Below are 19,145 nucleotides of genomic sequence, written 5' to 3'. Positions count from 1 at the left end.
ATGCGATCGGTCCGGTCGTTCAGGAGCCGTACGGCCCCCGCGCGGCGGTCCCGCCGCTCAGGCCACCCGCTCCAGCGTCCCGGTGTGCAGCTGGCCGACCCGGCCGCCCTCGCCCTCGAAGGTCCAGAAGGCCCGCACGGTCAGCCTGCCGAGGTCCATCACATGGCTGACGGTGATCCCGCTCTGCTCGGTCCAGCTGACGAAGTAGATCTCCGGCGCGACCTCGGCGACGTGCAGGCGCACGTCCTCCCACTGGCCCGCGGACTCGCCGAGGCCCTCCCAGCGCAGCCGCGTGCCGTCGGCCGAGTAGGTGTTGCGGAAGGCCGCGCCGTTGTCGACCCGGAAGAGGTAGGTGCGGCCGGCGAAGGCGGGCAGGGGCGCGGTCATGGTGGGGCGGGTCCTCGTCTCTGTCAGGTCGTGGCGAGCACCCGGTCGGGCTCGCCGCTCTTGTGCACGGCGGATGATGTCAGGCTTCCAATTTATCCGACCGGGCGCACTCGGTCAGGCAAAGGCCACGGTACGGTCCGCCACCACGCGGCGGCCCGGGTGTGCGACCGGCACATGGGCAGGGCCGCGCGCCGGCCCTAGCGTCCGGCCATGAGACGTACCCCCACACGCCCCGGCCCCGCGAGACGCGTCCCCACCGCCCTCGCCGCCGTGCTCCTGACCCTCGCCGCCGCCCTGCTCGGCACCCCCACCGCCGCGCAGGCGGGCACGGCCCGGGCCGCGGCCGCCGCCCCCCTCACCCTGGAAGCGACCTTCCCCGCCCCCGGCAACGGCTGGGCCAAGGTCGAGCGCTACCTCGACACCACCCCCGGCTTCGGCGCCGAGCAGTTCCCCGCCGACGGCCGCGGCGACCAGGACGGCGCCCGCCGGACGTACTTCGGCACCGGTCGGCCCTCCTCCGCCCGGTTCCTGCTCTACTCCGCCGCGGGCTGGGACACCGGCGCCCAGGCCACCCCCGTCCTGCTGGTCCACGGCGCCAACGACAACGCCGACCGGGCCTGGGCGAACCCGGGGGAGAGCGGCGCCTGCGGTGCCGCGAACTGCCCGTCCACCGGGCTCGCCCAGTACCTGGCCGGCACCGGCCACCGGGTCTTCGCGATCGGCTTCGCCCACAAGCACGGCGACAACCTGCTCCAGGCGCAGGCGGTCGGCGACGCGGTCGCGCTGATCCGGGCCCGGCTCGGGGTCCCCCAGGTCGACGTGGTGGCCTGGAGCAAGGGCGAGGTCGCCGCCCGGGCGTACGTGTCCTCGGTGAAGCCCTCCTGGGGGAGGGCGTACGCGGGCGACGTGCGCCGGCTGGTCACGCTGGGCGGGCCGCACGGCGGGCTCGACTACGTGTACGCGCACGGCTGGGACTTCGACCTGGTGACCTGGCCCGCCTGCGGCGGCACCGCCAACGCGCCGTCCCCGCACCTCTCCATGACCTGCTACGGCACGTACACCGCGCAGCCCTGCCTCGGGGTGCTGCCGAGCGGCGGCTACGACTGCTACCCGGGCCAGCGCCAGCTGCTCGCCCGCTGGGACGGCACCTACGGGGTGGACAGCAGTGCGCAGGACTGGTGGACCACCTACTACGGCGGCCAGGGCTTCTACACCTCCGGCCAGGGCATCCAGGCGGCGATCGACGCGGGCTCGCTGATCGCCCCGCTCCGGCAGGCCGGCATCCCGGCCGCGGTGCGCACCTACCTGCTGGCGGGCGGGTCCGCCGACATCCCGGGCGTGCTCAACGAGGGCCGCGGGCCGAGCGACGGCCTGGTCTTCACCGCGAGCGCGCTGGACACCACCGGCATCGCGACGGTCGGCGGCACCCGGCTGCTCGGCGGCCTGAACCACCTGGAGCTCGCCTGGGCGCCGGACGCGGCGAGCCAGGTCAACGCCTGGCTGGGCTGAGCCTCAAGCCGGTCAACTCGACTGCCGCACGGGGCCGTTGGTCGGCACCACGGCGGGTGCGGCGCCCCGCCCGCCACCGGCAGGACGGTCCCGTCGGCAGGGCCGACCCCGCCGACGGGACCGCGCGGCCCACACGGCTCAGGAACCGGCGGCCGTCCCGGCCACCGTGATGTCGAACGGCTGCCGGTTGTTGCCCTCGTACCGGTCGTCCGCGCTGCGCACCGCGACCGAGCCGCCGCTCAGCCTGCCCTCCGGCAGGTCCGGGGCGAGCCGGACCGGGATGAGGGCGGTCGCGCTGCGCCCCTCCCGCAGCCCGGGCGCGAACACGCACCGCACGACGCGGCCACGGCTCACCACCTGGCAGGTGGACGGGAAGAACGGGCCCTCCGGGCTGACGCCCTCCGGCAGGGTGATCGCGACCGTGAACGGGGAGGCGGTGGTCTCCGGGCCGCCGTTGCCGACGAAGGCGTGGATGGTGGTGGTGCCGCCGGGCGCGGCCGCGTCCGGGTCGATCCGGACCACCTCCAGGTCGGAGTCGGACGGTCGCGCGGCGGCCTCGGCCGTCCCGGACCCGGCGGTGGACCCGGCCCCGGACCCGGCCCCGGACCCGGCTCCGGGCTTGGCCGGGGCCGGCAGGGTCGAGGCGGTGGGCGTCGCCGGTGCGGGCAGGGTGGACGGCGAGGGCGTACCGGCCGCGACGACCTCCACGGCGGGCCGGGGCTCGGGCCGCCGCAGCGCCCAGACCGGGTCGGTGGCCAGTACCGTCACCGCGCACCCCGCCGCCACGGCCGCGACCAGCCCGGCCCCGCCGAACCCCCGGCCCCTCGCGGCGCGCCGTACGCCACCGGCCCGTACGCCATCGCTCCGGACCTCACCTCCCCGGACCCCACCGCCCCGCGCGCCCTCCCATGCGTCCCGGTACTGCTGCTCCATCCCCGCTCACCCTGCCCTCGTGTCCCGGCCGCCCGCGCCGTTGCGGGCCGCGTCGGCACCAGGGTGGCGGAGCCACCGCCGGAGCCGGGCGGCAACCCGCCCGTCGTCCGCCCGAACGGATGACGCGGCACGCCGTGCCAACCGGGTCGGCGGGCAAGGGAGGTTGACGTTCCGTCAGGGAGCGAGGACCTGCCCCAGCCGGCTCGCGATCTGGTGCATCACCGGCACCAGCGAGGCGGCCCCGGCCTGTTCCTCCAGGGCCCGGATGCGGGCCTCCGGGCCGGAGACCGAGAGCGCGGTGGGCGTCGGCGCGCCCGGGACGGCGAGCGCGATGCAGCGGACGCCGATCTCCTGCTCCTGGTCGTCGACCACGTAGCCGCGCTCGCGCGCCTCGGCGAGCTGGCGCATCAGCTCCTGCGGGTCGGTGACCGTGTACTCGGTGTGCGCGGGCAGCGGGTTGGGGCCGAGCACGGCGCGGGCCTCGTCCTCGGGCAGCTGGGCGAGCAGCGCCTTGCCGACGCCGGTGCAGTGCGGCTGCACCCGTCGGCCGACCTCGGTGAACATCCGCATCGAGCGGCGCGACTGCACCTGGCCGACGTACACCACCTCGCCGCCCTCCAGCACCGCCAGGTTGGCGGTCTCGCCGGTGGCCTCCATGAGCTCGGCCAGGTACGGGCGGGCCCAGCTGCCGAGCAGCCGGCCGGCCGTCTCGCCGAGCCGGATCAGCCGGGGGCCGAGGGTGTAGCGGCGCGCGGTGTCCTGGCGGACATAGCCCTGCTGCACGAGGGTACGAACCAACCGGTGGATGGTCGGCATCGGGAGGCCGGACGTGGTGGAGAGCTCGCTGAGGGTGGCCACGCCGCCGGAGTCGGCCAGCGCCTCCAGGAGTTGGAAGGCGCGTTCGACGGACTGCACGCCGCCGCCCGCGCGGTCGGCGCCTGTCGTCGATGCTGGGTCGGGGGTCGCAACCACCGGCGTTTCCTTCACTGTCGGGGAGGAGTAGAGTCCCGGCGATCTCTTCAACAAACCGTTGAAATTCTGTATCGCGGAAACTAGTCTCCACCTTACAGAATCGAACTCGCCGACAGGCGGGTACCGATCGAGGAAGTTCCCTGAGGAAGTTCCCACCGGAGCTCCCTCCGCCAGGCTCAACCGTCTTAGGAGTGTCCTGCTCATGGCTGCAGATCAGGGGCCCGTCGGCGCCTCGCCCGCCGCTCCGGTCGTCACTGTCGCCGGTCCTCGCGTCCGCCGGGCGGAGGAGGTGCTCACTCCGGAGGCGCTCGCCTTCGTCGCCGGGCTCCATCGGGCCTTCGAGGGGCGCCGACAGGAGCTGCTGGCCGGGCGGAAGGCCCGCCGTGCCGAGATCGCCGCCACCGGCGCGCTGGACTTCCGCCCCGACACCGCCGACATCCGGGCCGGGGACTGGAAGGTCGCCGAGGCGCCCCGCGCCCTCCAGGACCGCCGGGTCGAGATCACCGGGCCGACCGACCGCAAGATGGTCGTCAACGCGCTCAACTCCGGGGCGCGGATCTGGCTCGCGGACTTCGAGGACGCCACCTCCCCGACCTGGGAGAACGTGGTCGGCGGCCAGGCCAACCTGACCGACGCCTTCGAGGGCCGGATCGACTTCACCGGCGCGGCCGGCAAGGCGTACACCCTCAAGCCCGCCGCCGAGCTCGCCACCGTCGTGGTCCGCCCCCGCGGCTGGCACCTGGACGAGAACCACCTGCTGGTCGACGGCACCCCGGTGGCCGGCGCGTTCGTCGACTTCGGCCTCTACTTCTTCCACAACGCCGCCCGGCTGCTGGCCAAGGGCGCCGAGGACCCCAACTCCGGCCCGTACTTCTACCTGCCGAAGACCGAGGGCCACCTCGAGGCCCGGCTGTGGAACGACGTGTTCACCCACGCCCAGGCCGAACTCGGCATCCCGCACGGCACGATCCGGGCGACCGTGCTGATCGAGACCATCACCGCCGCGTTCGAGATGGACGAGATCCTCTACGAGCTGCGCGACCACGCGGCCGGCCTCAACGCCGGGCGCTGGGACTACCTGTTCTCGATCGTCAAGAACTTCCGCGACGCCGGCGAGCACTACATCCTGCCGGACCGCAACACCGTCACCATGGCCTCGCCGTTCATGGCCGCCTACACCCGGCTGCTGGTGCGGACCTGCCACCGGCGCGGCGCCCACGCGATCGGCGGCATGGCCGCGTTCATCCCGAGCCGCCGCGACCCGGAGGTCAACGCGGCCGCGCTGGAGAAGGTCAAGGCGGACAAGGACCGCGAGGCCGGGAACGGCTTCGACGGCTCCTGGGTCGCCCACCCCGACCTGGTGCCGGTCGCCCGGGCCTCCTTCGACGCGGTGCTCGGCGAGCGGCCCCACCAGAAGGACAACCCCGGCCCGGCCGAGCCGGTGACCGCCGCCCAGCTCCTCGACATCGCCGGAGCCGGCGGCACCTGCACCCGCGCGGGGCTGCACAACGCCGTCCAGGTCGGCATCCGCTACATCGAGGCCTGGCTGCGCGGGCTCGGGGCCGTCGGCATCTTCAACATGATGGAGGACGCCGCCACCGCCGAGATCTCCCGCTCGCAGATCTGGCAGTGGATTCACAACGGGGTCGTGCTGTCCGACACCGGCGAGAAGGCCACCGCCGACCTGGTCCGCTCCCTGGTCGCCGCGGAGCTGGCCGAACTCCTCGCCGAGCTGGGCGAGGAGGCCTACGGCGCCGGCCGCTGGCCGGAGGCCGCCCGGCTCTTCGAACAGGTCGCCCTGGCCGAGGAGTTCGTGGACTTCCTGACCCTCCCCGCGCTCCCGCTGCTGGGCTGATCCCGACCTGCCCGCCGGAGCCTGCCCGGCTGCGGTGCGCCGGCGGTCCACCACTCCGTTCCGTACGGCGACGAATCCCACCCGTCCTCTCGTCGCCGTACGGAACGGTCTTGTCCACGTAAGGAGTTCACCCATGGCGCGCATGTTCTTCAACGGCCAGGCAATGGTCGGCGGTCCCTTCCACGCGAAGGTCGCCGACTCGCTGATCGGGCCGGCCAGGACCGCCCCCGGTTACCGCTTCTTCTCCATCGACCACAGCGGCGGCACGGACGTCTGCCCGGGACTGCTGGCCGACCCGGAGGCGGACACCGCCATCGAGGGCGAGCTGTACGACATCCCCCTGGAGCGGCTGCGGGACGTCATCCTGCCGGGGGAGCCGCGGGAGCTGGAACTGGGCGTCATCGAGCTGGAGGACGGCTCCGCGTGCCTGTCCATGCTGCTCTCCCGGGGCGAGCTGGAGCGCGGCGTCCACCGGGAGATCACCCACCACGGCGGCTGGCGCGCCTACCTGGCGTCGATCGGGCGCACGGCCTGACGGCTGCCGCCGGGTGCGCCGGCAGCCCCGGACCCTCGCCGTGGGTCCGGGGCTGCGGTCCGCGCACCGGTGACGGCGAACAGACGACAGAGAACAGCTGACAGATAACAGATAACAGATGACGAAAGTTGTCAGCTGTCATCCGTCCGCCGCTGTCGTCCGTCCGTCGCCCCGAGGTGCGCGGAGCCCGGGGGCGCACCGTCCCTGGGCGCCCCCGGAGTACGGGGTGGGCGTCGAACCGGCCCCGGACCGGACCGAACCGGCGCTAGACCGGACCGACTCAGACCGGACCGGCCCTAGACCGGACGCGCCGCCAGCTCGCGGGCGGCGCGGGCGCAGTCGCGTGCGATCCGGTCCTCGTTGACGGTGGTCAGCTGCCCCTTCTCGACCACCGCGTTGCCGTTGACGAACAGCACCGACAGTGGCGGCAGCGCGCCGAAGGTGAGCGCGGCGACCGGGTCGGCGATGGACGAGTGCATGACCCCGTCGATCTTCCACAGCGCCAGGTCGGCGAGCTTGCCGACCTCGATCGAGCCGATCTCGTCCTGCCGGCCGAGCACCCGGGCGCCGCCCATGGTGCCCAGGCGCAGCGCCTGCCGCCCGGTCAGCGCGGCGGGGGAGCCGTGCAGCCGGTTGATCAGCAGGGCGTTGCGCAGCTCCGTACCGAGCTCGCCGGACTCGTTGGAGGCGGTGCCGTCCACCCCGAGCCCGACCGGGACGCCGGCCCGGAGCATGTCGGGCACCCGCGCGATCCCGGCCGCCAGGCGGGCGTTGGAGGACGGGCAGTGGGCGACGCCGGTGCCGGTCTCGGCGAACTTGGCGATGTCGGAGTCGTTCATGTGCACGCAGTGCGCCATCCAGACGTCTTCGCCGAGCCAGCCCACCGACTCGAAGTAGTCGGTCGGCCCCATGCCGAACAGCTCCTTGCAGAACGCCTCCTCCTCGGCCGTCTCCGAGCCGTGGGTGTGCAGCCGGACGCCCTTGCGGCGGGCGAGTTCGGCGGACTGCCGGAGCAGGTCGGTGGAGACGGAGAAGGGGGAGCAGGGCGCGAGGGCGATGTGCAGCATCGAGCCGAAGGAGGAGTCGTGGTAGCGGTCCACGGCGGTCTCGGAGGCGGCCAGGATGTCGTCCAGCTCCTCGACCGCGTGGTCCGGCGGCAGCCCGCCGTCCTTCTTCGAGCGGTCCATCGAGCCGCGCAGCGCGGTGAAGCGCAGGCCGAGCTCCTGGACGGCCTCGATGGAGGCGCCGAGGATGTCGCCGCCGTCCTTCGGGAAGACGTAGTGGTGGTCCGAGGCGGTGGTGCAGCCGGACTTGAGCAGCGCGGCGGCGGAGCCCTGGCTCGCGGCGTGCACGAGCCGCTCGTCGATCCGCGCCCAGGTCGGGTAGAGGGCGACCAGCCAGTCGAACAGGATGTCGTCCTGGGCCAGGCCGCGGGTGATCCACTGGTAGAAGTGGTGGTGGGTGTTGACCAGGCCGGGGGTGGCCAGGTGGCCCTCGCCGTTGATCCGGCGCACCACGTTGTCCAGCCACGCGGGGGCGGGGCCGTCGCCCACCGCCTCGATGGTGTTGCCGAGGAGGACCACGTGGCCGCGGGCGTACTCGGTGTCGTTCGCGTCCACGGTGGCGATCGCGACGTTCTCGATCACGGTCCGCTGGTCGGTGGGCGGGGGCTGGACTGCCATGGCGTGACTCCTAGGGGGGAGGGCCGGGAGGGGTGCGCACCGTGGTGCGCGCCCCTCCCGGGGCCGGTCAGGACGGCGTCGCCGTCGGAACCGTGGGACCTGTCGGCATCGACGGCACCGCGGGAGCGGTCGGAGCAGCCGGCACCGTCGCGTCGGAGCCCTGGCCGGGCCTGGAGCGACGGGCGGCCCCGACGTGGTGGAAGAGCAGGTTGAGCAGGACGGCCACCACGCAGCCGGCCGATATCCCCGAGTGCAGCAGGGTCCGGGCGGCCTCCGGGAAGGAGTCGTAGAACGTCGGCGCGGCGATCGGGACGATGCCGACCCCGAGCGAGACGGACACCAGGATGGTGTTCGACCCGGACTCCATGCCGGCCTCCGCGAGGGTGCGGATGCCGCTGGCCGCGACCGTGCCGAAGAGCACGATCCCGGCGCCGCCGAGGACGGGCTGCGGCACCAGGGAGACGACCGAGCCCAGCACGGGGAACAGCCCCAGCAGGACCAGGATGCCTCCGCCGGCCGCGACCACGAAGCGGCTGCGGATCTTCGTCAGCGCCACCAGCCCGATGTTCTGGGCGAAGGCGCTGGCGGCGAAGCCGTTGAAGACGGGGCTGAGCGCGGTGGCCAGGCCGTCGGCCCGCAGGCCGGCGGCGAGGGTGGGTTCGTCCGCCTCGCGGTCGACGATCCTGCCGAGGGCGAGCATGTCGGCGGTGGACTCGGTCATCGCGACCACCATGACGATGCACATCGAGACGATCGCGGCGGCGTCGAACACGGGTGCGCCGAAGTGGAACGGGGAGGGGAGCGAGAAGACCTTCGCGTCCTTGACCGCGCCGAAGTCGGCGAGCCCCAGCGGGAAGGCGATCAGGGTGCCGAACGCCAGGCCGATGAGCAGGGACAGCTGCTGCCAGAACCCGCGCAGCAGCCGGTTGCAGAGCACCACCGCGACGAGGGTGATCGCGGCGAGGCCGACGGCCCGCATGGAGCCGTACCCGGGGGCGCCCGGCGAACCGCCGCGCGCCCAGTTGACCGCCACCGGGAGCAGGGACACCCCGATGAGGGTGATCACGGTGCCCTGGACGACCGGGGGGAAGAACCGGATGAGCTTGCAGAAGTACGGTGCCGCGAGGAAGCACAGGAGCCCCGCGACGATCACCGCTCCGAAGATCACCGGGAGGGCCTCCTTCGGTCCTCCCGTCTTCTCGATGGAGCCCTTGGCGATGGCGATCATGGGCGCGACCCCCGCGAAGGAGACGCCGTTCACGAACGGCAGCCGCGCGCCGATCTTCCAGATGCCGAGGGTCTGGAGGAGGGTGGCCAGTCCGGCGGTGAACAGGCTGGCCGAGATGAGCAGGGCGAGTTCGGCGGGGGAGAGCCCGACGCCGGCGCCGACGATGAGCGGGGGTGCGACGACCCCCGCGTACATCGCGGCGACGTGCTGGAGTCCGGTGGAGAACAGCTTCACCGGGGGCAGCAACTCGTCCACGGGATGGGTTCCGGGCCGGGGCGGCTTGCCGGTGCGGTGCGCCGGCGTGCCGTCCGTGCCGTCCGGGTCCTGCGTTCTCTCCGGGGTGGAACCGCCGTCTGTACTGGTGGTGTTGCTGGGTGCCATGTCGAGCCCCTCTTGTGCCCGTGGCTCCCGGCGCGCCCGTGGCGCTGGAGTGCGGCTGGTGCTGGTGCTGGTACGACCGGGGGCGGGACGGCGGTGCAAGGATCCCTCGGCCGGGCTCTCCAGTGCCCCGGGCCGGCCGCCGCGAGGCAGACACGAACTCCGGTGGGTGGGGGTGGAGGTGGAGAAGAACTAACTGGTGCGGGTGGTGCCTGGTGATGGGGCCGGTGGGGCGGCCCGCCCGGCCGTCCGGCCCGTGGGGACCGGGGGATGCGGCGATTCCGGGCGGCGTCCACCTGGTGGTGCGGGTGCTGAGGGTGCCGAGGGTGGGGGAGGTCAGGCGACCGGGATGACCGGGACGACGCCCTCGCGGTGCACGGTGCCCTCGATCAGGCCGTACATGCGGTCGGCGGCGAAGTAGACCTCGTTCTCGTTCTTGAGGCCGAACGGCTCCAGGTCGACCAGGAAGTGGTGCTTGTTCGGCAGTTCGAGGCGGACCTCGTCCACCTCGGCGCGGTTGTTGAGGACCCGGGTGCCCATCGCGTGCAGGGTCTGCTGCAGCGAGTAGGAGTAGGTCTCGGCGAACGCCTCCAGCAGGTGCCGCTTCACGTGGGTGTAGGAGCGGTTCCAGTTGGGCTGGGCCTCGCCGTCCCGGCCGCTGTAGCCGAACTTCCAGCGGGCGGTGACCTGGGTGGCGAGGATGCGGTCGTACGCTTCCTGGAGGGTGGTGTAGCCGTCCTTGATGTAGCCCCAGAACTCCGAGTTGGTGGAGTTCATGACGACCAGGTCCTTCAGGCCGGATATGACCTGGACGGACTCCCCGTCGTAGACGATCTCGCTGGTGCGGACCTCCTGGCCGTTGCGGACGAAGGAGTGGCCGACCTCCTCCGAGCCGATGAAGCGGGCCGAGCTGTCCGGCGTCCGGATCCGGTCCCAGGAGTACTCCTCGATCCGGATCCGGGCGCTGTGCACGACGCCGCGTTCGGTGTCGTCGACGAAGTGGCGGGCCAGGAGGATGCCGAACGCCTCGGCCGACTCGATGCCGTGCTCCTTGGCGAAGGCGTAGACGGTGTTCTTGGTGGTGTCGGTGGGAAGGCAGTTGGCGTTGGACCCGGTGAGGTGGACGTCCTCGAACTCGCCGCGGAGCGAGACCGAGACGTTCAGGTCCTTGATCTCGTGCCGGGTGGAGTCGCGGTGGATCCGGACGATGCGGTTCTCCGCCTTGCCGTACTGGTTCTGACCGAGCACGTGGGCCATGACGTGGCTCCTAAGCTTTCCAGGTCGGTCCACTAGCTTCCGCGGTAGACCGAGTATCCGAACGGGTTGAGCAGCAACGGCACGTGGTAGTGGTGCTGTTCGGGCGCGACCGTGAAGACGATCGAGACCTCGGGGAAGAACGGCGGCTCGGCGGACGTGGACGCGGAGTACGCGCCGGTGTCGAAGAGCAGCCGGACGACCGAGCCCGCCTCCACGGCCGGCAGGTCCTTGACCCGGCCGTCGGAGTCCGTGGCGGAGGTGCCGAGCACCTGCCAGCCACCCTCGGTGTGCAGTGCGAGCTCGACCGGGACGCCCTCGGCCGGTCGGCCGAGGCTGGTGTCGAGCACGTGGGTGGAGATGCCAGTCATGGGTGAAGTGACCTTACTGATGGCAGAAGTGATGGTGCGTCAGCATCAGTGGATGCCGGAAGTGTCTGGCAAGGAGGATGAGAGAAAGCGCGATATGACTGAGCGTCAGGGAGCGTCGAGCAGGCGGTCGAGCCGGATGTCGTTGATCTTGCGCAGCTCCCCGCGGACGATCTCCGCCTCGGTGGCGGCGTCGTTGGGGTGGCGTTCGCGCAGGGCGGCGAGCATGCCGACCGCGGTGCGGCCGGTCGCGCAGATCAGGAACACGTGGCCGAACTTGGCCTCGTAGGCGGCGTTGGCCTCGTGCAGCGCGTCGAGGACCGCCTGGTCCACGCCCTGGATTCCGGCCTGTTCGCGCTCGGAGACGGCGTCGCCGGCCGTCGGCCTGCCGATCCGGGCGTGGCCGGCCATCGCGTCGCGCAGGTCCTCGGTCGTCAGTGACGCCATGGCCGCCGCGTTGGCGGCGAGCAGGGTGTCGCGGTCGGACCAGGGCCGGGCCGCGGCGACCGCGGCGGCCCAGCGGGGGCTGGAGCAGACCTCCAGCAGGATCCCTTCCAGTGCCGCGGCATCGGTCGCGGCCAGGACGTCAAGGGTGTGGGGGTGGTTGGTCACGGGTGGACCTCCTGAAGAGTGGTGCCACCCGGAAAAGCTAGATCGGCCCCACCCGGCCGTCAACACTTTGTTGAACGGTTGGTGGTTACGTTTTGAACCGGGCCCCGATGCCGGGCCCTTTCGTGTGCGATTCGCCAAGTGTGCCCCGCCGCAGGCCGATCCGGTCCTGTCGTGTCGGCGGGGTCACCCGTTCGGAAGCCCCCGGGGCGGGGGCGCGCACACGCCCCGGAGGGCGTCGAGCCGGAGTGTCAGGACGACTTCGCGCCGTCCTGGCGGTTCAGGTAGTTGTACACGGTGAAGCGGCTGACGCCCAGGGCGGAGGCGACGGTCTCCACGCCGTGGCGGACGGTGAAGGCGCCGCGCTCCTCCAGCAGGGCGACGACCCGCTGCTTCTCCAGGCGGTCGAGCTCGGCCAGCGGGCGGCCGTCGAACTGCCGGGTCATCTCGGCGAGCAGCCGGTCCAACGCGCTGCTCAGGTGCGGCAGTCGGACGGCCAGGGCCGGGGTGCCCTCCCACTCCAGGACCACGTCGTCGGGCTTCGCCTCGTCCAGCGGGACGTGCGTCGCGCCGACCGCGGCCAGCAGCGGCTTCACCGCCGCGGCGAGCGGGTGTTCCACGTTCTCGGTCACGGCGTACCGTCCTCCTCGCCCAGCACGCTGACCTGGACCGAGATCCGGGTCGCCCCGGCGTCCAGGGTCTCCTTGAGCAGCTTGGTCACCGCGGCGAGGACCTGCTCGGCCCCGCCCTCGGCGCCGGTGCCGAAGGGGCCGACCGAGACGTCCAGGCCGGCGTCGTCGACCACCCGGCGAGCCGCCGCGGCGTGCTCCGGGAACGTGTCCAGTTCGAACGGTTCTGTCGTGAACTCCACCATCAATCGCACGGGGTCACTGTAGCGAGCGGGGGTGCGGGCGGGCAGGGGTCGGGGGATCGAACGGTCCGGCCCCCGCGGACGGCGCGCCGCCGGTGTGGCCTCGGGGTGCCCTCGGGGCTGCCCCGGCGTGCCCTCGGGGCACCCGGCAGGGCCCCTCGGGACTGCTTCAACAAAATGTTGCGACTCCCTTGACACCCGCTCGGCGGGCCGGAGATGCTTCCACTACACAGAATCCCTCTTCCGGATCGTGGAAGTTGCGGATGAAGGAAGAGAGATGAGAGGTGAGCGACGTGACGGCGGCTGCCAAGCACGGCTTCACGGTCAACCTGTCGATCCTGTTCGGCGAACTGCCGCTCCTGGAGCGCCCCGCCGCGGCCGCCGCGGCCGGCTTCACCGCCGCCGAACTGTGGTGGCCCTTCGGCGCGGAGCATGACCCCTCGCAGGCCGAACTGGACGCGCTGCGCAAGGCGTTCACCGACGCCGGCGTGCGGCTCACCGGCCTCAACCTCCTGGACGACCTGAGCAAGGGCGCCCGCGGAACCGTCTCGGTGCCCGCCGAGCGGGACCGCTTCCGCGCCAACCTCCCGGTCGCCGCCGAACTCGCCGCCTCGCTCGGCGCCACCGCGCTCAACGCGCTGTACGGCAACCGGGTCGAGGGCGTCGACCCGGCCGAGCAGGACGCGCTCGCGCTGGAGAACCTGGTGCTCGCCGCGCGGGCCGCGCACGGGATCGGCGCCGTCCTGCTGATCGAGGCCCTGAACAGGGCCGAGTCGCCGGACTACCCGCTGGTCTCGGCCGCCGCCGCGGTCGAGGTGGTCGACCGGGTCAACGCCGCCACCGGTCTGGGGAACGCCAGATTCCTCTGCGACCTGTACCACCTGGCCAGGAACGGCGAGGACCTGGCGGCGGTCATCGACACCCACGCCGACCGCATCGGCCACGTGCAGATCGCCGACACCCCGGGCCGCAACGAGCCCGGCACCGGCGAGCTGGACTTCGAGGACCTGTTCGCCCGGCTCACGGCCGCGGGCTACGCGGGCTCCATCGGTCTGGAGTACCGCCCCTCCGGCGGCGTCAGCGCCGACAGCTTCGGGTGGCTGCCGCGCGAGCTGCGCGCCGCGCAGTAGCGGAGCCGCCCAGCCGCGCCCCGCCGAGCAGTGCCCGGTTCGAGCGGCGGGCAGCGCACCGCCGACCCACCCGACCTCCCACCCGCACACGTAAGGAACTCGACGCGATGAGCCGCAAGATCGCCTTCATCGGCCTCGGCATCATGGGCAGCCCGATGGCCGCCAACCTGGTCAAGGCCGGCCACCACGTCACCGGCTTCAACCTCACCCGGCCGCCGATCGACGCCCTGGTCGCGCTCGGCGGCCACGGCGCCGGCAGCATCGCGGAGGCGGTCAGGGACGCCGAGGTGGTCATCACCATGGTCCCGGCCGACCCGCAGGTCGAGCAGGTCGTCCTGGGGGAGGGCGGCGTGCTGGAGAACGCCAGGCCCGGCACCCTGGTGATCGACATGTCCTCGATCACCCCGCAGACCTCGATCAGGGTCGAGGCCGCCGCCAGGGAGAAGGGCGTCCGCACCCTGGACGCCCCGGTCTCCGGCGGCGAGGCCGGCGCCGTCGAGGCCGTCCTGTCGATCATGGTCGGCGGTGCGGCCGAGGACTTCGCCGAGGCCAGGCCGCTGTTCGACGCGCTGGGCACCACGGTCGTCCACGTCGGCCCGGCCGGCGCCGGCCAGACTGTCAAGGCCGCCAACCAGCTGATCGTCGCGGTCAACATCCAGGTGCTCGCCGAGGCCGTGGTGTTCCTGGAGAACGCCGGCGTCGACCTCGCGGCCGCGCTGGACGTGCTCGGCGGCGGCCTGGCCGGCTCCACCGTGCTCAACCGCAAGCGGGCGAACATGCTGAACCGCGAGTTCGCCCCCGGCTTCCGGATCGACCTGCACCACAAGGACATGGGCATCGTCACCGACGCCGCCCGCGCCGTGGGCGCCGCGCTGCCGGTCGGCGCCGTGGTGGCCCAGCTGGTCGCCTCCGCCCGGGCCAACGGCGACGGCTCGCTCGACCACTCGGCGCTGCTGCGCGGCGTCGAGCGGCTCTCCGGGCGCGAGGTCGCGTAACCGCCGGGGGCTCCCGCGCGGAGCCCCCGGCCCCGAACTCCTCCTGGTGGCGTGTACCTATCCGGTCGTGCCCGCGCCGCCAGGAGGCCGGACCCGACCGGCGTGCGGGCCGGGGCTCATCCGCCCGCCCGTCGGTCGATCCAGGCCGGTGACGCGTACGTCCCCCTGGGGGCACTTCGGTCGTGCCTGGTACGCGTCGCCAGGCTCCCTCCCCGCCGAGGGGAGCCCTTCGTACGTCGGAAGCGGGACGAGGGGAACGGCGGGGAGGGGGCGCACCCTCCCGGAGCGGGCCGCTCCGGACACCACGGCCTCCCCGGCTTCCCCGGCCTCCCCGGCCGAGGCGCTGGCCACCCGGAGCACCCGGGCCCATGCTGGACGCACGTCAGCCGGACGCACGTCCCGGAACCACCGCCAGACCCGTACGGAAGCGAGGAGCGCGCCATGCCCCCCACCCCCCACCAGGGCCATGTGGTCGTTGCCCCCGACAAGTTCAAGGGCAGCCTGGAGGGTGCCGAGGCGGCGGCCCGGATCGCGGCCGGCATCCGGCGCGCCGCGCCCGGCACCGAGGTGCGCGAACTGCCCGTCGCCGACGGCGGCGAGGGCACCCTGGCCGCCGCGCTCGCGGCCGGCTTCAGCCGGGTCCCGGCCAAGGTGGCCGGCCCGACCGGCCTGCCGGTGGACGCCGCGCTGGCCGTCCGGGACGACACCGCCGTGGTGGAGCTGGCGCAGGCCTCCGGCCTCGCCCGGCTGCCCGGCGGCCGCACCGCCCCGCTCGCGGCCGGGTCCTACGGAGTCGGCCAGTTGATCGCCAAGGCGGTCTCGCTCGGCGCCAAGCGGATCGTGCTGGGCCTCGGCGGCAGCGCCTGTACGGACGGCGGCGCCGGCATGGTGCAGGCGCTCGGGGCACGGTTGCGCGATGCCGGCGGGGCCGAACTGCCGCCCGGCGGTGCCGCGTTGCGCCGGCTCGCGGAGATCGACCCCGGCCCGCTGGCCGAGGCCCTGGGCGGGGTCGAGGTCGTGGTGGCCTGCGACGTGGACAACCCGCTGCTCGGGCCGCGCGGCGCCGCCGCCGTCTACGGCCCGCAGAAGGGCGCCGACGGCGGGGACCTGGTGGTGCTGGAGGCGGGGCTGACCCGGTTCGCCGACCTGGTCGCCGAGGCCACCGGGCGGGACGTCCGGGAGGCGCCCGGCGCCGGCGCCGCGGGCGGGGTGGGCTTCGCCGCCCTGGCCCTGCTCGGCGCGACCATGCGCCCCGGCATCGAGCTGCTGCTCGACCTGCTGGGCTTCGACGGGGCCGTGCGCGGGGCATGCCTCGTCGTGACCGGGGAGGGGTGTCTGGACGCCCAGACGCTCCACGGCAAGGCCCCGGCCGGAGTCGCCGCGGCGGCCGCCCGGGCGGGGGTCCGGGTGGCCGCGGTGGCGGGCCGGCTGGAGCTCTCCGAGCCCGAGTGGCGGGCCGCCGGCTTCACCGCCGCGATCGCCCTGACCGACCTGGCCGAGCGGCCGGGGGAGAGCATGACCAGGGCCGCCGAGCTGGCCGAACTCGCGGGGGAGCGGCTGGCCGAGGAGCTCCTGTCGCACTGAACCCCGGTGCGTGCGCGACCTTCCCGCGCGGTGATCCCTCGGACGTTCCTCCATTGACGTTTTGTTGAAGGCGGGCCTAGGCTCCCGGCAATCCCTCGCCTCCCCCGTGTTCCGTCACCCTCGACTCCCAGGTTCCGGAGGTCCCCCATGCCTTTCAGCCAGCCGACGGTGATCCGCTCCCGGCGGGCGGTCCTGCCCGACGGCGAGCGCCCCGCGGACGTGCTGATCCAGGACGGGAGGATCGCCCGGACGGCCCCGTACGGCTCGCTCGCGGCCCGCGAGGGCGAGCTCGTCGACCTCGGCGACACCGCCCTGCTGCCCGGCCTGGTCGACACCCACGTGCACGTCAACGAGCCCGGCCGCACCGAGTGGGAGGGCTTCGCCACCGCCACCCGGGCCGCCGCGGCCGGCGGCGTCACCACGGTCGTCGACATGCCGCTCAACTCGATCCCGCCCACCACCACGGTGGCGGGGCTGGCGCTCAAGCGGAAGGCCGCCGACGGCCAGGCCTGGGTCGACCTCGGCTTCTGGGGCGGCGCCGTCCCCGGCAACGTGGCCGACCTCGAACCGCTGCACCAGGCAGGGGTGTTCGGCTTCAAGAGCTTCCTCGCCCCCTCCGGGGTGGACGAGTTCCCGCACGTCGAGGCCGCCGACCTGGAGGCGGCGCTGGCCGAGCAGGCCAGGATCGGGGCGCTGGCGATCATCCACGCCGAGGACCCGGCCGTGCTCGCCGCCGCCCCGCAGCAACCCGGCGTCCACTACCGGGACTTCCTGGCCTCCCGGCCCGCCGACGCGGAGACCGCGGCCGTCGCCCGGCTGCTCGACGCGGCCCGGCGCACCGGTGCCCGGGTGCACGTCCTGCACGTCTCCTCGGCCGCGGTGCTGCCGCTGCTGCGGCAGGCCCGCGAGGACGGCGTACGGGTGACCGCCGAGACCTGTCCGCACTACCTGACCCTCGCGGCCGAGCAGGTGCCGGACGGCGACACCGCCTTCAAGTGCTGCCCGCCGATCCGCGACGAGTCCAACCGGGACGCGCTCTGGGAGGCCCTGGGCCGCGGCGAGTTCATCGCCGTGGTCTCCGACCACTCGCCGTCCACCCCCGACCTCAAGCTGCTGCCCGAGTACGGCGGCAGCGGCGACTTCGCGGCCGCCTGGGGCGGGATCGCCTCGCTCCAGCTGGGCCTGCCGGCCGTCTGGACCGAGGCCCGCCGCCGCGGCCACACCCTGGCCGACGTGGTGCGCTGGATGTCCGCCGGACCGGCCGAACTGGTCGGCCTGAGCGGCACCAAGGGCGCCATCGCCGCCGGCCACGACGCGGACCTGGTCGCCTTCGACCCGGACGGCGGGTTCGCCGTCCGCGCGAGCGGGCTGCACCACCGCAACCCGGTGACCCCGTACGCGGGCCGGACCCTCACCGGCGCGGTGCGCGCCACCTGGCTGCGCGGCCGCGAGGTGGACCCGGCGGCCCGCCCCTTCGGCCGGCAGCTCGCCCGGCCGCAGTCCGACCCCACCTGCTTCACCACCGCCACCCCCATCCCGTCCGAACGCGCCTAAAGGAGAGTCAGTGACCACTGCCGACACCCCGAGTGCTCCCTTCACCGAGCTGGTCGACCTGGCCTCCCGACTGCTCGGGGCGGGCGTCGTCGCCACCAACGAGGACACCTTCGCGGACGCCGAGAACCTGCTGGTCGCCAAGCCGGCCGCGTTCCGCCCGCACACCTTCGGCCACAAGGGCCAGATCATGGACGGCTGGGAGTCCAAGCGCCGCCGCGGCGTCTCCGCCGACCAGCCGCACCCCACCGACGAGGACCACGACTGGGCGATCGTCCGGCTCGGCGCCGCCGGGGTGGTCCGCGGCGTGATCGTGGACACCGCCCACTTCACGGGCAACTACCCGGAGACCGCCTCGGTCGAGGCCGCGTCCGTCCCCGGCCACCCCTCGCCCGAGGAGCTCCAGGACGCCGAGTGGACCACGATCGTGCCGCGCACCGCGCTCGACGGCGACACCGCCCACGAGTTCGCCGTCGCGGACGGCACCCGCTACACCCACGTACGGCTGAACATCTTCCCGGACGGCGGGGTCGCCCGGCTGCGGGTGCACGGCGAGGTACTGCCCGATCCGCGCGAACTGGACGGCCTCACCTTCGACCTGGCCGCCCAGGAGTACGGCGGCGTGGCCGAGGCGGCCTCCGACCGCTACTTCTCCTCCCCGCACAACCTGAACGCTCCCGGCCGCGCCTCCGTCATGGGCGACGGTTGGGAGACCCGGCGTCGGCGCGACAAGGCCAACGACTGGGTGCAGATCGCCCTGGCCGGGGGCGGTGAGGTCCTGGCCGCCGAAGTGGACACCTCCTACTTCGTCGCCAATGCCCCCGGCTGGGCCGACCTGATCGGCTTCGACGCCTCGACCGGGGCCGACCCGGCCGACGGCGAGTGGTTCGAACTCCTGCCCCGCACGCGGCTCCAGCCCGACACCCGGCACCGCTTCCGGCTCGCCGCCGGCCGCCCGGTGACCCACGTGCGCATCAACGTCCACCCGGACGGCGGCCTCGCCCGCCTCCGGCTCACCGGCCGCCTCACCGGGGCCGGCCGCGCGGCCCTCGCGCTGCGCTGGTTCAACGCCCTCCCGGCCGCCGAGGCCGTCGCGGCCCTCACCGGGGCCGGTCTCACCGCCGACGAGGCCGCCGCGCTGACCGCCGCCCGCCCGGTGGCCGACCCGGCCGCGGCCGCGACCGTCGTCCGGAGCCTGCTCGGAAACTGACGACAAGTCGGATCCGCTCGTCGGGAACCCCAGGGAACCTTTTCCGGCGAACGGATCTGACGATCCGTCACCTCACTCTCCACGCACCGCGCTT

The 19,145-nt window shown here is 73.6% G+C and carries 18 protein-coding genes; 8 read left to right on the top strand and 10 right to left on the bottom strand.

The window, feature by feature from the left end; all coding sequences use genetic code 11:
- Nucleotides 1-57: 57 nt before the first annotated feature.
- Nucleotides 58-387, bottom strand: a complete 330-nt coding sequence (locus tag ACWDD9_RS01265; protein WP_380670944.1) for a MoaF-related domain-containing protein — start codon at nt 385-387, stop codon at nt 58-60.
- A gap of 210 nt (nt 388-597) precedes the next feature.
- Between ACWDD9_RS01265 and ACWDD9_RS01260 the strand changes: the two genes are divergently transcribed.
- Nucleotides 598-1,896, top strand: a complete 1,299-nt coding sequence (locus ACWDD9_RS01260) for an esterase/lipase family protein (protein WP_449810489.1) — start codon at nt 598-600, stop codon at nt 1,894-1,896.
- Nucleotides 1,897-2,034: 138 nt separating this feature from the next.
- On the opposite strand, the gene ACWDD9_RS01255 is transcribed toward ACWDD9_RS01260, so the two are convergent.
- Both ACWDD9_RS01255 and ACWDD9_RS01250 read right to left on the bottom strand, forming a co-directional pair.
- Nucleotides 2,035-2,664, bottom strand: a complete 630-nt coding sequence (locus ACWDD9_RS01255; protein WP_449810488.1) for a hypothetical protein — start codon at nt 2,662-2,664, stop codon at nt 2,035-2,037.
- A gap of 339 nt (nt 2,665-3,003) precedes the next feature.
- Nucleotides 3,004-3,801 carry an IclR family transcriptional regulator gene (locus tag ACWDD9_RS01250; protein WP_380738594.1) on the bottom strand — a complete coding sequence of 266 codons (798 nt, stop codon included), beginning with the start codon at nt 3,799-3,801 and terminating at the stop codon, nt 3,004-3,006.
- Nucleotides 3,802-4,003: 202 nt separating this feature from the next.
- Here ACWDD9_RS01250 and aceB point away from each other — a divergent pair, with 202 nt between their 5' ends.
- Both aceB and ACWDD9_RS01240 read left to right on the top strand, forming a co-directional pair.
- Nucleotides 4,004-5,656: a malate synthase A gene (gene aceB / locus ACWDD9_RS01245; RefSeq protein ID WP_449810487.1), complete on the top strand. Its 1,653-nt coding sequence runs from the start codon at nt 4,004-4,006 to the stop codon at nt 5,654-5,656.
- Between the two features lie 133 nt (nt 5,657-5,789).
- A complete protein-coding gene (locus ACWDD9_RS01240) occupies nt 5,790-6,191 on the top strand; it encodes an allophanate hydrolase-related protein (RefSeq protein ID WP_074004300.1) in 402 nt (133 codons plus the stop codon).
- Between the two features lie 296 nt (nt 6,192-6,487).
- On the opposite strand, the gene ACWDD9_RS01235 is transcribed toward ACWDD9_RS01240, so the two are convergent.
- From ACWDD9_RS01235 to ACWDD9_RS01205, 7 genes are all read right to left on the bottom strand, one after another.
- Nucleotides 6,488-7,873: an 8-oxoguanine deaminase gene (locus tag ACWDD9_RS01235; protein WP_074004301.1), complete on the bottom strand. Its 1,386-nt coding sequence runs from the start codon at nt 7,871-7,873 to the stop codon at nt 6,488-6,490.
- Between the two features lie 67 nt (nt 7,874-7,940).
- The gene (locus ACWDD9_RS01230) at nt 7,941-9,482 is read right to left on the bottom strand and encodes a nucleobase:cation symporter-2 family protein (RefSeq protein ID WP_380779479.1); all 1,542 of its coding nucleotides are present in this window, start codon (nt 9,480-9,482) and stop codon (nt 7,941-7,943) included.
- 333 nt (nt 9,483-9,815) lie between these two features.
- On the bottom strand, nt 9,816-10,736 hold the full coding sequence (gene pucL, locus ACWDD9_RS01225; RefSeq protein ID WP_074004302.1) for a factor-independent urate hydroxylase: 921 nt from the start codon (nt 10,734-10,736) through the stop codon (nt 9,816-9,818).
- A gap of 32 nt (nt 10,737-10,768) precedes the next feature.
- A complete protein-coding gene (gene uraH / locus ACWDD9_RS01220; protein WP_049653752.1) occupies nt 10,769-11,104 on the bottom strand; it encodes a hydroxyisourate hydrolase in 336 nt (111 codons plus the stop codon).
- Nucleotides 11,105-11,209: 105 nt separating this feature from the next.
- Entirely contained in the window at nt 11,210-11,713 is a 504-nt protein-coding gene (uraD, locus tag ACWDD9_RS01215; protein WP_387966736.1) for a 2-oxo-4-hydroxy-4-carboxy-5-ureidoimidazoline decarboxylase, read from the bottom strand.
- A gap of 248 nt (nt 11,714-11,961) precedes the next feature.
- Nucleotides 11,962-12,342 carry a helix-turn-helix domain-containing protein gene (locus ACWDD9_RS01210; RefSeq protein ID WP_049653753.1) on the bottom strand — a complete coding sequence of 127 codons (381 nt, stop codon included), beginning with the start codon at nt 12,340-12,342 and terminating at the stop codon, nt 11,962-11,964.
- The gene (locus ACWDD9_RS01205; RefSeq protein ID WP_063780213.1) at nt 12,339-12,593 is read right to left on the bottom strand and encodes a thiamine-binding protein; all 255 of its coding nucleotides are present in this window, start codon (nt 12,591-12,593) and stop codon (nt 12,339-12,341) included. Before ACWDD9_RS01205 ends, ACWDD9_RS01210 begins: the two co-directional genes overlap by 4 nt.
- Nucleotides 12,594-12,865: 272 nt before the next feature.
- Here ACWDD9_RS01205 and ACWDD9_RS01200 point away from each other — a divergent pair, with 272 nt between their 5' ends.
- From ACWDD9_RS01200 to alc, 5 genes are all read left to right on the top strand, one after another.
- Complete coding sequence (locus ACWDD9_RS01200) at nt 12,866-13,711, top strand: TIM barrel protein (RefSeq protein WP_117492631.1); 846 nt, start codon at nt 12,866-12,868, stop codon at nt 13,709-13,711.
- Nucleotides 13,712-13,818: 107 nt separating this feature from the next.
- A complete protein-coding gene (locus ACWDD9_RS01195) occupies nt 13,819-14,706 on the top strand; it encodes a 2-hydroxy-3-oxopropionate reductase (protein ID WP_375873446.1) in 888 nt (295 codons plus the stop codon).
- A 441-nt stretch (nt 14,707-15,147) separates the two neighbouring features.
- Entirely contained in the window at nt 15,148-16,290 is a 1,143-nt protein-coding gene (locus ACWDD9_RS01190; RefSeq protein WP_074004306.1) for a glycerate kinase, read from the top strand.
- 147 nt (nt 16,291-16,437) lie between these two features.
- Nucleotides 16,438-17,844, top strand: a complete 1,407-nt coding sequence (gene allB, locus ACWDD9_RS01185; RefSeq protein WP_449810486.1) for an allantoinase AllB — start codon at nt 16,438-16,440, stop codon at nt 17,842-17,844.
- Between the two features lie 10 nt (nt 17,845-17,854).
- Complete coding sequence (gene alc / locus ACWDD9_RS01180; protein ID WP_449810485.1) at nt 17,855-19,051, top strand: allantoicase; 1,197 nt, start codon at nt 17,855-17,857, stop codon at nt 19,049-19,051.
- Nucleotides 19,052-19,145: the final 94 nt, after the last annotated feature.

This window comes from Kitasatospora sp. NPDC001119, from assembly GCF_053598475.1.
Note: the sequence above shows the minus strand (reverse complement) of the source record. Positions and strands in the feature narration are given on the sequence as shown.